The following is a 15,472-nucleotide window of genomic DNA, read 5'->3' as shown; positions in this document are numbered from 1 at the left end:
CGCTACCGTGGGGCTAACGGTGTTAGCCCCGGTTATTGTTATCAGCAGTAGCGGTCACGCCAGTTGAGGATCGCCTTTTCAAAACAGGCGAACGGCGGGTGTACAATTCCGGCGCCGATCATGCCGATCCCTGCATCTTTATGCGCAATCGCGGTATTGATCACCGGCAGAATGCCGGTACTACCCACGCGCGTAATATCGATAGCCGTTGGTACACCCATAAAACCGAGCAACGGAATGGTGACGTTCGGGTTTTCACCCAGCGTGATTTCACGCATCTGGCGAGAGAAGTCGACGGCTTCTTCAACCGTCCCCCCCACCAGCGCCACGATGGCCGGTGCCGTCGCCATCGCGAAACCGCCAATACCGTAGGTTTCGGTAATCGCGCTATCGCCGATATCGCGTCCTGAGTCTTCTGGCTTATAGCCCGCAAACATCGGGCCAATCACCTGCTGCGCCGGACCGGTAAACCATTGACCCGGTAAACCACTGATGCGCAGACCGAACTCAACACCGTTACGCGCCATCGTCGTCACCACGGTGCTGTATTCGATACCGTGTGCGGCGTCCATCGCCGCTTTACACATCGCCATCCATGTCGGGCCGGAGAAATAATCGCTGCTGAGGACAAACTCGAACACTTCACGCTGTTGCTCAACCGGATAACCGGCCTGAATGATCCACGGCGTCAGCGCCTGAATCAGCAGTGCGGTACCGGCATTGTTGCGGTTATGGCATTCATCCCCCATGTGCAGCGCCTGCGCCAACATCAGACGCAGATCAATTTCACCTGCCAGCTTCATCGCGTCACGCAGCATCGGTCCCATCACATCGCGCATCCAGTTCAGACGATCGATAACGCTCTGATCGTTCGCCCCCATACGCAGGATCTTCGCCATCTGCTCGCTCATATTGGTATATGCGCGGTTGCCGTAGGTTTTGTTCTCAACGATGTGCATGAACATTGAGGCAGAGGTGACGCCCGCCATCGATCCCACACAGTCATGTTCGTGGCATGGGGAGAAGATGATTTCGCCAGAAGCCGCCAGTTCTGCGGCTTCATCCAGATCTTTTGCCAGTCCTTCAAATACCAGCGCCCCGGTGACCGCCCCTTTCATCGCACCGCACATTTTTTCCCAACGGATTGGCGGCCCGGCGTGCAGGATGGTGTTACGGGTCATACCCGGCACCACGTTAATGGCCTGGTCATACCCCACCAGCACCGGATGTGACTGGATAATGCGTTCCAGCGCCAACTGATTAGCAGCAGCAATTTTGTCTGCCAGCGGAGAATCGGCAATCTGATCCAGCGCCGCTACCACCTGCATGTTGCCCTGTCCTGGCGGCGTCCAGTCGAGTTGGGTCACAGGTACGTTCTGTTTTTTCAGGTCATCGCTGAACATCGCGATGCCAACGTTAATCACATTCAGCGGCTGGTTAAACAGTGTCTGGCTCATCAGGCTTCCTCCCCTTTACAGATAAATTCACGCGCCAGCAATCCGGTGTTGGTGCTACTGCTCGCCCAGATAACCCCGGCATCGGTCAGCATCTGGCACTGTTTTTCCAGTGACGGCGTATCCTGATCGGTTCCCAGCACATAGCCGAGAATCTCAAGCGGACGCCCCTCTGCAGCGGCGATCGCTTTGGCTTCAACGATCGCCTCAAGCATCACGCCAACCGGATCTTCATGCGATCCAAAGCCGAGGACGAAATCCATCACGATCACGCCAACGTCAGGATCGCGCGCTTCCTGCAACAGGCGACTAATACGATTGGTCGGATCGATCATCGGGTGCGGTTTACCGTTGGTGAAATCATCATCACCGAAATCGAGGAAGGTATGTGCAATACTGCGGTTGAGATCCTGTAGACGGAATGCCGGGTCCGGATGAATGTTGCTGTACACTTCAGCATGTTTTTCCATGGCGGCAAACATCGCTTCATCGCACAGCGTGCCACCACAGAACAGCCCACGAATGTACTTTTGCTGTGGCGTCAGACGGGCGCGGACCTCTTCAATCAGCGGCCAGTTCAGCGGATGCAGGTCCAGAGTCTCTTTTTTCACCCCCGTAAGCAGTACCGCTTTCAGCGCGGCTTCTTTTGTGCCACGTGCGAACTGCAGTCCCGCTTCATCCGCAGGCGCGGCATCACGTCCGAGGAAACAGACCACGACCGGTTTGCGGCAGGCACGTGCGCGTTCCAGTACCTTGTGGGCCACCGCTGGTGCAGGCGGTTTGGAGATCAGTGCAATGATTTCGGTTTGCGGATCGGCTTCCAACATGCCAATCGCATCAAGCATCATCAGACCACCAATTTTCTCGCTCAGATCGCGTCCACCCGTGCCGATCAGTTGGGAAATACCGCCGCCAAACTCATGAATACGCACGCTCAGTTCCTGGCTACCGGTACCGGATGCCCCCACAATACCAATGTTGCCGCGACGTACCGCATTACCAAAACACAGCGCCGCGCCGTTAATAATGGCGGTCCCGCAGTCTGGCCCCATCAGCAGCAGCCCTTTTTCGTGTGCCAGTTGCTTAAGCGCCAGTTCGTCCTCAAGAGAAACGTTGTCCGAAAACAGCATCACGTTGAGGTTATTTTGCAGTGCCTGACGTGCCTCACGTGCGGCAAACAGACCGTTAACCGAGATAACCGCCAGGTTGCTGTCAGGTACGTGCTTTTTAGCGCTGGCAAGCGTGGCGTAGCGCGCTTCATGCTGGCCGCCCTGCTCTTTATGCGTGAACAGATCCTCAATTGCCACCAGCGTCTGCTCGTTCGCCGCTTCACTCGCGCCTTTAATGACAATCATCAGATCGCCACTCTTCGCTTCTTCCAGCTCAGGCGTGAGCAAGCCAAGATTCTTCAGCACGCCCTTGTTCATTTCTGTTGCCATTGCCACGAACGCCTGCTCCACACCATCGAGCTTATTTGCGCGTGTTGAAATAGACATCAGTGAAACAGAATCAAAATACGTATTCTTTTTAACAACTATCCTGATCGACATAATTCCCTCCGGACCTGTGGCTCAGGGCGCAGGCATCCGCCATGCCGTACAGCATGTCGCAGCCAGAACTTGAGCCGATATTTTTAATATCAGTTATATATTGCGTAGAAACGTGTTGTTGCTCATTAATAATATGGTTCAGCAGTCGCGCGACACTTTCCCGATAGCGCTGGTGAAAAGCCTCCTCCAGCGTAATTTTACTGAGTAATGTCGTATTATTTCCGTCACGCTGCAAAGCGGCTAAAAACTCTCCCCGATATTTTCCCAGCGGGTGTCCTGGAATAAATAAAATGGTACTTAGACCAACTAAATAATCATCGGATGATGGCGTCAACCCAATACCCAGACCAATTAAACGGCTGACGGCAGCAGAGATATTTTCTCCTGTGTTCAGCGCCGTCATTAATGTCTGGCGACGCTTTAGTAATTCGCGGGTGATTTCCTGATAAAACGGGTTGTCACCCTGGTACAGAAATAATGTGTCGTCGTTTTTAAGCTGCTGGCGGATATCCTCTTCCCAGCGATGCCACCGAATAGCGGAGAACGCTGTTGCATCTGGCGTCCACTGTGGCATTCGCCACGGCAGGCACCCGGAAGTCTCTATCCACTTATCCTTACCAACGACAATCCCTGATTCGGTAAAACTGACCGGCTCACCGGGATGAAACAGGTCTTCACAATGCGTCAGCGCCAGCCGACAGCTATTTGGCGCGTTATCACAGCCTTCACTCAGTAACGTCAATAATCGCTGCTGCTCGGGTATGAACAGATTCACCGCGCGGGAAAAAACCTGTTCTACTCGCCCGGTTCCCCGGAATGAAAGAAACGCGCCGTCTGCGGTTAGCGCCCGAACGCATCGCCGTGATGGCGTAGCGATAGCGGCGCTCCTCCGTCAGGCTCCGGCGGCAATCAGCAGCTCGGCAATTTCGTGATACCCCTTTTCCCTCGCCAGCTCTAACGGGGTTTTACCGTATTTATCCGTCATGTGCGGGTTCGCGCCATGGTCGAGCAGCAGCGTGACAATCTCCTGCTGCTTCGCGCCACCGTCATTAAGTACGATAGCTTCCAGCAGCGGCGTCCAGCCAACGAAATTGGTGTGGTTGACGTTGATTTCGGTACGCAGTAGCAGCTCACGCACGATCTCAACATGACCTTTCTCACTGGCAGGCGTAATGCCGACCCCGCCAAAACGGCTCAGGCGCTCAAGATCGGGGTTAGCCGGTAATACCAAACGCAGCAGCGTTAAATCATTGGTCAGACAGCTAATCAGGAATGGATTAAAGCAGGTTTGATCTTGTTTATTAATATCAGCACCGGCAGCAATCAATAAAGAAACGCAGTCATAATGTTTATTCAGGCTGGCAATAATAATGGCAGTACGGCCCTGACGGTTGGTGGCATTAATATCCACATTTTTTTCCAGACAGGATTTTAAACCTTCGGCGTTACCCTGTTCTGCCGCCAGCAGAAATTCAGTAATAAGTTCTTTCTCTGACATAATCACTCTCCTGCAGTTTTTTAGACTCTTCATATTTCCGATAACCTGAGAATAGCAACAGAGTTTAGAGAATAACATCCGCTTAAATTTCATTCATCGTAAGTGTGTCGATTGTTGAATCAAATTTAACAATGAGAGTAAAACGTGCTGTAGTGCAATCTTTCCCTTATGACTGAAGCCGTTTTAGCGGTGAATCAGAGTCTGAGGAAATCAGGCGGTATGCAGCACGGATAGCGGGCCGCAACTAAAATACAGAAGTGTGATTGCCTTCAAATCAAATGTAACTCTAGTGTTAAATTCTGTTCAAAACTGATTGCTCTCGATAAGGATTACAAATACATTCAACAATCATCGTATCGTGAACATCGCAGCATGGCCTGAGGGGAGAACGGATGAATTCAATTTTTACCGAGGAAAACCTGCTGGCCTTTACGATGGCAGCGCGCTATAGCAGTTTCAGCAAGGCCGCTGAGGAGCTTGGCTTAACAACGTCGGCCATTAGCTACACCATCAAACGCATGGAGATGGGACTTGATGTGGTGCTGTTTACCCGCAGTACCCGCAGTATTGAGCTCACCGAGTCCGGTCGCTACTTCTTTCGCAAAGCAACCGACCTGTTGAATGACTTCCACGCCATCAAGCGCAGCATCGATACCATCGCCCAGGGTATTGAAGCCAGGGTCCGCATTTGCATTAACCAGCTGTTGTATACCCCACAGCACACTGCACGGCTGTTACAGGTGCTCAAAAAGCAGTTTCCGACCTGCCAGATAACCGTGACCACCGAGGTCTATAACGGCGTCTGGGACTCCATCATCAATAACCTGGCCAATATCGCTATTGGCGCGCCCGATACCCTGCTGGACGGCGGCGGGATTGATTACACCGAAATCGGTGCGATCCGCTGGTCGTTCGCTATCGCCCCGGATCACCCGCTGGCCTTTATGCCCGAGCCGATCTCAGAGAGTCAGCTGCGGCTGTACCCGAATATCATGGTGGAAGACACCGCGCACACCATCAACAAGAAGGTCGGCTGGTTGCTGCACGGGCAGGAGTCGATTCTGGTTCCTGATTTTAATACCAAGTGTCAGTGCCAGATTCTGGGTGAAGGCATCGGTTTTTTACCAGACTATATGGTACGCGAAGCGATGGAAAAGTCGCTGCTGGTCACGCGACAGATCCATAACCCTCGTCAGGATTCACGCATGCTGTTGGCAACCCAGCACGCGGCAACCGGTCGCGTAACGCAGTGGATAAAAAAAGAGTTTGGCCCACAAGGGGTACTGACGGGGATTTATCAGGATCTGCTGCATCGGCAGTGATGTGCCGGATAAGACTATCCGGCGGAAATCCGTCTTCAGGCGCGAATATCGTCGTACTCGCGCGTTTTATCAAACTCATGTTTGGCAAACGGACACAGCGGGATCACTTTGCGGTTTTCGGCGCGCATTTTCTCCACCACCTTCGCCACCAGCAGCTTACCCACGCCCTGACCTTTCAGACTGGGGTCAACATCGGTATGCTCAATGATGCTCAGATGCTCGCCCGTCGGCACAAAAACGATCTCGGCGACCTGCTTGCCTTCAGCATCGTTAACATAAAACTTGTTATGGCCTGCAAGAATTTCCATGGTTCCCTCACTTATTTCTGGCGATATTTCAGTGCACCACTCGGACAGGTATCAATAACCCTGATAACCGTCGCAACATCGACTTCATCCGGGATGATCCACGGTTTACGCTTCAGGTTGAAAAGTTTTGCGCTTCCCCGAACGCAATTGCCCGAATGTCGGCACATCCCCGTGTTGAAATAGACATCGATCTTCTCGCCGGTATAGGCCCGGTAACCTGCATCCAGTAGTTCCTTATCCATGACATTGCCTCGCATTTTTTTATTGTCTGGGTCTAATCATAGACCCATGCGAGGCTGAAAGAAGCGGCTGAAAGCAGAAATATCACTCGGCCCTTTTGTGCAACGACGGCTGCGGCTCCATCGGCAAATACTCCAGCATCGCCGGTGTTGGCGGCGGCAGGCGATTATCGGCAATATCTCTGTCCACATCGATATGGCTGATCTCGCCATTCTCATGATGGTGAACCGTCAGCACCCTCGCTTTGTTCAGTTCTGTAACCAACTCGCGGGTAATGCGTAAACTTTCGGCCAGCTCATGCTCTTCCAGACCCGGCCTGCGGCTGCGTCGCTCCACCCGGAAACGAAACTGGTTGTACTTAGCCCATCCAATGAGCACCAGACCATTGACCAGGGCGATAAGGATGTAAAACGTCACCGTATCCAGAGTCGTGAAAAACGGGCGAACCCCCATATACGGCGAATGCGCCAGTGCGACGATCAACCCTTTATAAATCAGGTATAAGAACCCAATCCAGGCAATAAGCGTCAACACGACGTCGATCAACCGCGGCAGCAGCCGTCGTTCGGTAAAAATCAGCGGCTGGTTCATGATTCAATCCTCCCGATACCACGGTCGGGACTGACCCAGCGCGCCCTGCCGCGTTTGCGTTTGAGCATCACTTTGGGGAACGCCACCAGCGTGGTGAACAGACTCAGCATCCAGTACACCACCGGGAACCAGATAATCCAGAACAATGAGGCCCCAATCCCTTTTTCATAGCGCCGTTCAATCATCAGGCTCACCGCGAACTGCAGCAGGCAGACCACGCCGAGAATAAGTCCAGTGAAGGCTGGCGGGAACAGATGCTGGACATACAGCGTGTCTGGCATCGGGAATAGCAGCCCTAACAGGAACAGCACGATACTAACCGCATAAGCAAATGCCCAGGCGGTAGAGAAACAGAACTCAAGGAACAGTGGCCACATACGGCGGAATTCCCACGACCACAGGCGGCGCATGTTAACGATAAACACCTCCGCCCCACCTTGTGCCCAGCGCAGGCGCTGCTTCCACAGACCTTTCAATGTTTCAGGCATCAGGATCCAGCACAGCGCGCGCGGCTCAAAGAATACCGACCAGTGGCGCAATTGCAGCTTCCAACTGATGTCGATATCTTCGGTGATCATGTCCGGGCTCCAGTAACCCACTTCAGCCAACGCCCGGCGACGAAACGCGGCAACGACACCTGAAACAGTAAATATCTGTCCGAAAACTCGCTGGGTACGCTTAATTAAGCCGATAATCGACGAGAACTCGCCGACCTGTACGCGGCCAATTAACGTCGAGCGGGTACGAATACGCGGGTTACCGGTCACCGCACCAACGCGCGGGAATTGGATCAACGGGGCCACAATATAGGCGACAGCATCACGATCCAGTAACGCATCACCATCGATGCAGACCAGGTAATCACTGCGCGCTGCCGCTGCACCGGTCTTAAGAGCCAGGGCTTTCCCCTGGTTTTCCGCTAAGTGGATCACTCGCAGGCCTGGGTACTCTGTTGCCAGCTGTTCCAGAACATCGTGCGTGTCATCTGTCGAACCATCATTGATGGCAATAACTTCAATATTCTTATATCGCTGAGCGAGTGCGGCCTCGATCGTCTCGCGTGCGTTGATCCCTTCGTTAAAACACGGGATCAAAATCGAGACCAGCGGATTTCCCTCCAAAGTAGGCGGCGGCGTTTCATCTCCCCATTTCCAGTGACGCTCACGGTAAAACCAGAAATAGACCCCGCCGCTTATCCACAATGCAGACATGAACAAGGGCCAGAAGAAGACAAAGTTCAACATCACTTCACCCGTGAAGACGACAGCCACGCCAAACGGCAGGCTGAACATCAGGCAAAGTATCAGGAAAGCAATTATGCGATCGGTCATTTTTGCGGGTACCAGTATGAGGAGAACGTCGAACGAATCTCTGACATCTCAGGTTTATCGCTGATGAAATCATCCGGGTAATAGCCGTAGTTGCCTGCGCCGCTTAACTTAAGCTGACGCATCCATTCGGCGAGTTGTTTACCACTGATTTCGGCCTGTTCCCCGGATTTACGCCAGTCGCGTGCCTGCAGTTCAAACACGGTTTTATCCAGCGCACCGGGAGTCTGTGCAACAGCATTCACCAGTCGGTCGAGCCAGGCGTTAGCATCATTAGCCGGAATTTTTTCCATGAATGGCATCGCCATGGGCGCTGTCCAGTCATAGGTATTCAGGAAGTCATTCAGGTTTTGCGCAAACCAGGCTTCACTTTCAGGTTCCAGTACCGGCATAGCATAGATATTACGGGCGGTTTGCACCTGCGGACCGCGAATATTGCGTACCGATTGCGTCAACTGCTTAGTGAAGTCGATCAGCATCTTACTTTTCAGGCGAGTCCAGCGCTCAAACGCCTGAGGGTTATTACGGATTTGCTCGATGCTTCCCGGAAGTCCTGCGGCACGGTAGGCGGCTAACGCCTCCGGCGACGCATCTTCAAAATCCGTCAGGAAGGCATCATCATGGAACAAGATGCCTTTGAAGCTGGCGTGCTTCGCCAGGTCTTCATAGATCTCGGTAATGCGTTTACGCGCTTCGCTGCTCCACGGAGAAAGACGCACATACTGTTCACGATCGATAGCCGTACGTCCGGTTTTCGGATCCCATGCCGTTACACGCGGAATTGAGGTATCCAGATCGAAAGCCAGCACCGGCATCCAGGCGTACACAGTAACCCCTGCCCGGGTTTGTAACTGCCAGGAAATATAGTTAAACAGATCGGCGCGCATCGGCAGCCAGCGGTTAGGGAAATAGACCTCACGAATATTCCCGTCGCCCTGCGGATCGGCATATGCCTGCAGGAAGACATGAGAGATACGCATGTCATAAACACGCTGGATCAGCTTATCGATGTTTCTCTTCTGCTGGGCGGGATCTTTGTCATAGACGTAATCCAGGTCGACATGCATCACGCGCATCGTCTGCGGTTCACGCACCTGAGCAACCTGGCTGGCAAAACGCTTAAGAGAGGGGTTATCAGAGATCAGCACACGCGGGATATCATCCAGGAATGCCGCATTCGCCAGCCCTTCATTGAGCGTAAACGCCATCTTATAACCCTGCTCTTTGGCCAGGTTTAAGGTCGTGCCATTCGCGGCGCCGTATGGCCAGACCCATGCGCGCGGTGATTTCCCCGTTACCGCTTTAATTTTATTGGTGATCAAAGAGATATCGGTATTAATACGGCGATAGTATTGCTCGTCCGTTTCGTAAGTACCTGTTTTCTTATCGTAAAGACGGTTTGCCACAACAGGTTCTTTACTTCCCTGCGGGTTCGCCTCTGCACCGAAGTGCGAATTCCAGGTATGCGCGCCGATTTCCACCAACGGCGATTTGCCCATTTCCTCGACCATCTTCCAGGTGGCGAATTTGTCGCGCGCCGTCATCAGGCCACCAAAATCGACTTTTTTATCCGCAGGGGCATCCACCCAGCTTCCAACAGGTGCCCAAAGGGCTGGCCAGTTGTAGGCTTTCAGCAGCGGCCAGACGCGGGTATAGAAACTGCTATACCCATCATCAAAGGTGAGCAGAACCGCTTTTTCCGGCAACACGATTTTACCGTCATGAGCATCCAGAATTTGCTGAACGCTAATCGGGTTATAGCCATTATCACGGAGCCAGGCTATTTGATCGCTCAGCGCGCTGGTACGCACAGAGAGGTAGCGCTGATCGGCTGCGCCATCCTCTACATCGTGATAACCCAGAACCAGAAAACTATTTTTCGGCCACGGGTGATCGGCCGTCAGCGGCGTTCTCTCATCAGGAGGAACATACCGAGGCGTCGTATTGTGCGCACTGCTGCACGCGGTAATCATCAACCAGCCTGCGATGAGTGCGCTAAGCCATAGGCATCTTTTCAGCATGAACAATCCTTAAAACCTGACATTCAAATCGAAAGCGAGGGAGATATTCCGCTCACGTTTACCGTCGTAGGGGCGTTTATCCCACACCAGCATCACCCCGCCATCTACGACGTTGTTCCATTTAAGCCGTTGACCGTAACCCAACTGGACGATGGCCCCCACGTCTTCACCTTGTTGCCAGTAGCCGCCCACGCCAGCCACTCCCTGCTGTGTCCACACGGTGTCATAGTGTCGGTAAAGAACCTGCTCCGCGGTCAAGCCGGGTACCACGGAGAAATCACTTTTGGGGTTGTAATACGGCACATTCTCTTTGGTGTTGGTGCTACCGCCGATACCCGGGGTAAAGTCCAGCGTGAAACGCGGTGTTGTCCACATACGCTCTTTTCCGCTAAGCCCGTATTCGATACGATCGTTACCATCCGAGAAATGTGAGGCTGCAAACGATAATTGATACTCTCGCCGTTCGTTTTGGTACCAGCGAACATACATATCGCCGCCGTTTGCATATACGCCGCTACGCAGCGCACGCAGTGGTGTATTGCGGGAAAGACGCTCTGCTGACCCACCGACACGCCAGTTATCATTGAAGTCATGCCAGGCTGAAAGACGGCCCCCCATTTTCTGCCCGTCGCCATAATTACGGCCAGACAGTTCCATTTCGGCCCAGTAATCACGTGAAGTCCATTCAGCACCAGCCGCCAGATCGCGGCTAATGCCTTTTCCTTCTTCAAACTCGCCGGTGGCAAAGTTGAAACCGGTAAACAGCCGCCAATTGTCATTAATCGGCGGACTGTAAATCGCAGTATTGATGTTGAAGTCATTCTTACCGCTGACCGGACTATCGGAGGAAATCCCCTGCGTACCGCTGATACGCACTTCCGACATTTTGTGCACATCACGGATCCGCGCCAGGCGCAGCGTCGCTTCGTCATCCGGGCTACGGGCGATGACATCATCGGTCAGCTCGTCGGCCTGTTTCCACTCCTGAAGATCCAGCGCCACATAGGCCTGCTGACGCTCCAGCTCAAGGTTGCTGGGCTCGATCACTTCCGCAAGCTTTAGCTCCTTTTCCGCCGCATGTGGCAATCCACGGGCTTCCAAAACGGAGGCATAGGTTATGCGCAGCCCCTGGTTACCTGAACCCGTTCGTGCCAGATGTTCTGAGAGTTTTTCTGCCTCTGGCAGTTCATTGGCAGCAAGATGATATTGCGTCAGCAGCGTCTGCCCGAGCAGCCAGTTATCGTTAGGCTGTGGCGTTGGCGAGCCATAGATCCGACGCAGATACGGGCTCTCTTTGATCACGTCATCGACTTGTTTTTTAGCGGCATCAAAGTTTTCATTATCAATATGCGCATAGAACAGATCCTGTTGATCTTCAGGACTGAGCGGCGTCACAGGGATAGGTCCATTCGGGTAATAGATGCTCGTCAGCATTGCTTCCGTCTTTTCCGGCTGACGTTCGCTGAGCCACGCCGAAGCCACCCAACGTTTGGCATAGTTGGGCACTTCACCGTCCGCGGAGAGAGATTCGTATTCCTGAATCACATCGGCAGTACGCTTACGCACCAGCAGGGCGCCCATGCGGTCAATTCTCGCCCGGCGCACATCCCCCTGGGCTGCGGGATCATCTTTCCAGGCTGCCAGCAACTGGTCATAGCGGGCAAGCGCTTTATCCGCCACGATAAAACGCTCATCTTCATTTCGTGCAGAGGTATAAGAAGCGCGCACCTTTTCGGCTGCAGCATCAAGCTCCAGACGCCGCTTAACGGGGTCAGATGTCGGAACCACTTCCGTCAGTCCCAACGCCGGTTCAGCTACACGGTTGGCTGACAGCGCTGACAACAGCGTGGATTGTGCATTTCTGTTACCCGGATCGACCTCGCCCGCCTGGCTGGCGACAAATAACGCATCCCAGTTTTTCCCCTGTGAATGATACACATAGGCAAGCAGTGCATCAGAGTCAGCCCCTGGATGCGCACGTGCCCATTTGTTCGCTTCAGTCAGGGCCTGTTGATTGTAACGTGCATCCGCCAGCGTCATGATCCAGCCAGTACGTACATCGGCGTTCTCAGGCTCTTCCTGTACAACGCTCTCCCAGAGCGCTAATGATTCATTCCAGCTCTTCTGATTGCGATACGCACGCGCAGCGGCCACTTTACCACGTGCAGGCACATCCATCTGCCCACGATACCTCTGCCAGATATCAATGGTTGCTTTATCGTTGTTATCAACCCAACTGGATACTTGCAGCCAGTCAGCCACCTGATTGGGCGTTAACGCACTTTTCTTTCCCTGCTCCTCAAGGTAGCGCAATAACGGTGTGCTATTACCACCTCGCGCTTCAATAACCAACGCATCATAATCTGATACTGCTGCAGAGGCTTGCAATGGGAAAAGAACGCTTGCCGTAAATAAACAGGTTACTGACTTAAAGCGTTTAATAAAGTTGGCATGTCGACGCATACTGAACATATCTGCCCTTATATCTTACATCATAGTAAAAATAAGCGTTTTCAATAAGTTATAGTCATTCCCTGACGGTTGCCGACCATGTAAAGTGCACTGCCGCTTATTTCGTAATATGGCTAAAAATCATTTAATTCTTTCGTCTTATTGACTCCCTATGACTCTTCCACTCGTCGTTGAGAGGCTGGCGAAAGCTCAGGAATTTTATCACTCAGTGTGGGGTCTTGCTATGTTATAAGAAAACTCTTAGGCAAAAAAAGTATTTTAAACCAAATTATCCTAATACTCTTGGGATCGAATACTGGATTTAGATTAAATTTCCGTGACGAAACCACGTAACGATGATAACTATTATCAGCAAATATAGAAACGCCAGGTAACTGTTTGCCTGATAAGCATTTTGAGAATTGGCAGGGAAAACCTGATAATTAACAGTAACTGATAACACTATAAATAACATCAGTTAATTTTAAACGGCTAAGTTTCAGGGTTAAATGGGCGACATAAATCCAGGAAAAAAGAATTAGATAAAAATATAACAAGATGAAATTAAAGGGTTTTATGAACGGCAAGTTAATCACCTACCAAAAATGGCATTGTGGAATACCCCAATAAATCATCTCAGGTAATTGTTAATTCCACTACGCCCAGGTGTATTTATCATTCCGCAAAACTGTACTTATCTATTTGTTAAATTATTGACGATATCAACGACAATCAATTTTTACCCTTACAAAATACAAGTCTAATGCTATTGAATGATGTCCATTGAGCCATAAGCTTTTGCGCTTACCCTTTCCGCATTCTTTCAGGTAATCTCGCAAAAGACGCCAACGGGAACTGGTCAATGAAAATCGTTAACGCAGAAGAAAAGCACATCCCCGCTATCCATACTATCTACGCACATCATGTTCTTCACGGAACTGCCAGCTTTGAGACCGACCCGCCAGATACCCGAGAGATGCGTGTTCGCCTGACTAAGATCCGCGAGCTGGGGTTGCCGTGGGTTGTGGCCCTGCAGGACGAAAAAGTCATCGGTTACTGTTATCTCACCCGCTACCGTGAACGCTATGCCTACCGTTATACGCTCGAAGATTCGATTTATATTGATCCAACAGCACAACGTCAGGGCGTGGGCAAAGCGCTACTACACCATGTCATTACATGGGCAGAAACACACGGCTACCGACAGATGATTGCCATCGTCGGCGACAGCAATAATCAGGGATCGCTGAAAGTCCACCAGCAGGTCGGGTTTACGGAGGTCGGCACGCTAAAGAATATTGGCTTCAAGCATGGTCGCTGGCTCGATACCGTATTGCTGCAACGTCATCTGGGTGAAGGTAACAGCACACTGCCGCCCGATGCTGGCGATATACTCTGAGGGGAAACGGAGGGGGCAGACCCCCTTAATACTTATTTCAGCCATTTGCCTGCTTTATATCGCGTTCTGACTTCAGTTCTTCTGTACGTACATTAACCTCAGCAGAAGCCAGATCCAGTCGTTTCTGCAGCTCTTCGCACATGGTTTTAGCTGGGCTTGCTCCGCATTCTGTGCATCCTGCAGGGCTGTTTTCTACTCCTGTTTGGTACCCGGTCTTCCTGTACCAAACAGGCTTTAAGGTCACTCGAGGAAAGAGAGTTGTTTTAGTGTCGCTTCCAGTGCCCGCATTTCGCTTCCGTTGAGAGTCTGAAGCGGGAACGGCAGGCAGGGGGACTGAACCGTTCCCTGGATCTCTGCGACGCTTGCAATAACCCGCAGGCTCCCGTGACGTCGATAAAACACCCATAATGGCTCAACGGCACTGTTCAGTTGCCTGGTTTTAGTGACATCCCCGGACAATGCCACCTGGGTCAGATTCAGTGCATACTGAGGGAATAACCCCCCCAGCACCGAATACCAGATCTCACAACCCGCCAGCAGACCTGCGGCCGCCTGAGCATCGCCACTGATCCCCAGCGATACCTCCTGCGGTATCTGATTTTTCAGCGTTTCAACCCGCCGTTTTGCCATATCCTGTTCGGCCGGGAATTCCCCGAGTTTGATTGAGCCGATGTTAGGCAAGTGAGACAACGAGACCAGTAGTTCATCGCTGAATTCGAATTTCGTGGTGGCTGCATTGTCATAAATGCAAAGTGGCACGGATAACTCTGCCGTGACCCGTTCATATAACTGGTAGACCTCCTGTGCCGTGAGCGGCTGGTAGGAAACGGGGGCCAGTAACACACCACTGACTCCAGCCTTCTGCGCATCTTCCGCCAGTTTCAGTACCTCGTCTGTCCGAACAGCACCAATACTGGTTATCACCGGTATACCGGCTGCCGCACTGACTGCCAGTTTTGTCGCGCAGTATCGTTGTTCCCGCGTCAGATAGGCATAGCTGCCGGTAGAGCCCAGAGCACCGATGGAGTCCACTCCGGCCTCAGCCAGATTCTGAATCAAAGAGATGAATCCGGTCGTATCGATTTTCCCGTTGATGAGGGGGGTCAGCGGAAAGGCACTCATACCTGTAAACATGATGTTTCCTTATTGAAAAGAGAACGACAGATTTGTATCGACAAGCCCGAAAGAGGATCTGTGTGCTTCCTTAAAAGCCAGTCAGAAAGACTGGCCACCATTTTTTTAGCCAATTGGGCCTGAATTATTAACCCCATTCTATTCAATCAGTTAACGAACATTCTTCGACACACAGC

Annotated in this window: 13 protein-coding genes; 2 read left to right on the top strand and 11 right to left on the bottom strand. The window is 52.1% G+C overall.

The features are described 5' to 3' along the window. Nucleotides 1-41: 41 nt before the first annotated feature. From OGX95_RS12115 to OGX95_RS12100, 4 genes are read right to left on the bottom strand one after another with little or no spacing between them, the layout of a single operon-like run. Nucleotides 42-1,457 (bottom strand): YlbE family protein, encoded by a 1,416-nt coding sequence (locus OGX95_RS12115; RefSeq protein ID WP_286629581.1) that lies wholly within the window; start codon nt 1,455-1,457, stop codon nt 42-44. Continuing rightward, the gene (fdrA, locus tag OGX95_RS12110; RefSeq protein WP_286629579.1) at nt 1,457-3,004 is read right to left on the bottom strand and encodes an acyl-CoA synthetase FdrA; all 1,548 of its coding nucleotides are present in this window, start codon (nt 3,002-3,004) and stop codon (nt 1,457-1,459) included. Before fdrA ends, OGX95_RS12115 begins: the two co-directional genes overlap by 1 nt. Beyond that, nucleotides 2,982-3,881: an oxamate carbamoyltransferase subunit AllH family protein gene (locus tag OGX95_RS12105; protein ID WP_502872779.1), complete on the bottom strand. Its 900-nt coding sequence runs from the start codon at nt 3,879-3,881 to the stop codon at nt 2,982-2,984. Before OGX95_RS12105 ends, fdrA begins: the two co-directional genes overlap by 23 nt. Before the next feature lie 15 nt (nt 3,882-3,896). Continuing rightward, complete coding sequence (locus OGX95_RS12100) at nt 3,897-4,502, bottom strand: ankyrin repeat domain-containing protein (RefSeq protein WP_286629577.1); 606 nt, start codon at nt 4,500-4,502, stop codon at nt 3,897-3,899. A gap of 392 nt (nt 4,503-4,894) precedes the next feature. Here OGX95_RS12100 and OGX95_RS12095 point away from each other — a divergent pair, with 392 nt between their 5' ends. Then, nucleotides 4,895-5,824, top strand: coding sequence for a LysR substrate-binding domain-containing protein (locus OGX95_RS12095; protein WP_005123372.1), 930 nt, complete (start codon nt 4,895-4,897; stop codon nt 5,822-5,824). Nucleotides 5,825-5,859: 35 nt separating this feature from the next. Here the strand turns inward: OGX95_RS12095 and OGX95_RS12090 are convergent, their stop codons facing one another. From OGX95_RS12090 to pgaA, 6 genes are all read right to left on the bottom strand, one after another. Further along, on the bottom strand, nt 5,860-6,132 hold the full coding sequence (locus OGX95_RS12090; protein WP_101741591.1) for a GNAT family N-acetyltransferase: 273 nt from the start codon (nt 6,130-6,132) through the stop codon (nt 5,860-5,862). A gap of 11 nt (nt 6,133-6,143) precedes the next feature. Further along, the gene (gene yjdI, locus OGX95_RS12085) at nt 6,144-6,374 is read right to left on the bottom strand and encodes a 4Fe-4S mono-cluster protein YjdI (RefSeq protein ID WP_286629576.1); all 231 of its coding nucleotides are present in this window, start codon (nt 6,372-6,374) and stop codon (nt 6,144-6,146) included. An 82-nt stretch (nt 6,375-6,456) separates the two neighbouring features. Beyond that, nucleotides 6,457-6,963, bottom strand: a complete 507-nt coding sequence (gene pgaD, locus OGX95_RS12080; RefSeq protein ID WP_286629575.1) for a poly-beta-1,6-N-acetyl-D-glucosamine biosynthesis protein PgaD — start codon at nt 6,961-6,963, stop codon at nt 6,457-6,459. Continuing rightward, nucleotides 6,960-8,294, bottom strand: a complete 1,335-nt coding sequence (gene pgaC, locus OGX95_RS12075) for a poly-beta-1,6-N-acetyl-D-glucosamine synthase (RefSeq protein ID WP_286629574.1) — start codon at nt 8,292-8,294, stop codon at nt 6,960-6,962. The genes pgaD and pgaC overlap by 4 nt, the downstream gene beginning before the upstream one ends. Then, a complete protein-coding gene (gene pgaB, locus OGX95_RS12070; protein WP_286629573.1) occupies nt 8,291-10,312 on the bottom strand; it encodes a poly-beta-1,6-N-acetyl-D-glucosamine N-deacetylase PgaB in 2,022 nt (673 codons plus the stop codon). The genes pgaC and pgaB overlap by 4 nt, the downstream gene beginning before the upstream one ends. A 9-nt stretch (nt 10,313-10,321) precedes the next feature. Next, on the bottom strand, nt 10,322-12,784 hold the full coding sequence (gene pgaA, locus OGX95_RS12065; RefSeq protein ID WP_286629572.1) for a poly-beta-1,6 N-acetyl-D-glucosamine export porin PgaA: 2,463 nt from the start codon (nt 12,782-12,784) through the stop codon (nt 10,322-10,324). 841 nt (nt 12,785-13,625) lie between these two features. On the opposite strand from pgaA, the gene OGX95_RS12060 reads away from it, so the two are divergent. After that, nucleotides 13,626-14,162: a GNAT family N-acetyltransferase gene (locus OGX95_RS12060; protein WP_286629571.1), complete on the top strand. Its 537-nt coding sequence runs from the start codon at nt 13,626-13,628 to the stop codon at nt 14,160-14,162. A 240-nt stretch (nt 14,163-14,402) separates the two neighbouring features. Here OGX95_RS12060 and OGX95_RS12055 read toward each other — a convergent pair whose 3' ends face one another. After that, entirely contained in the window at nt 14,403-15,296 is an 894-nt protein-coding gene (locus OGX95_RS12055) for a dihydrodipicolinate synthase family protein (protein WP_286629570.1), read from the bottom strand. Between the last annotated feature and the right edge of the window lie 176 nt (nt 15,297-15,472).

This window comes from Citrobacter sp. Cu233, from assembly GCF_030332225.1.
In the GTDB taxonomy this organism is placed as follows: Bacteria; Pseudomonadota; Gammaproteobacteria; order Enterobacterales; family Enterobacteriaceae; genus Citrobacter.
Note: the sequence above shows the minus strand (reverse complement) of the source record. Positions and strands in the feature narration are given on the sequence as shown.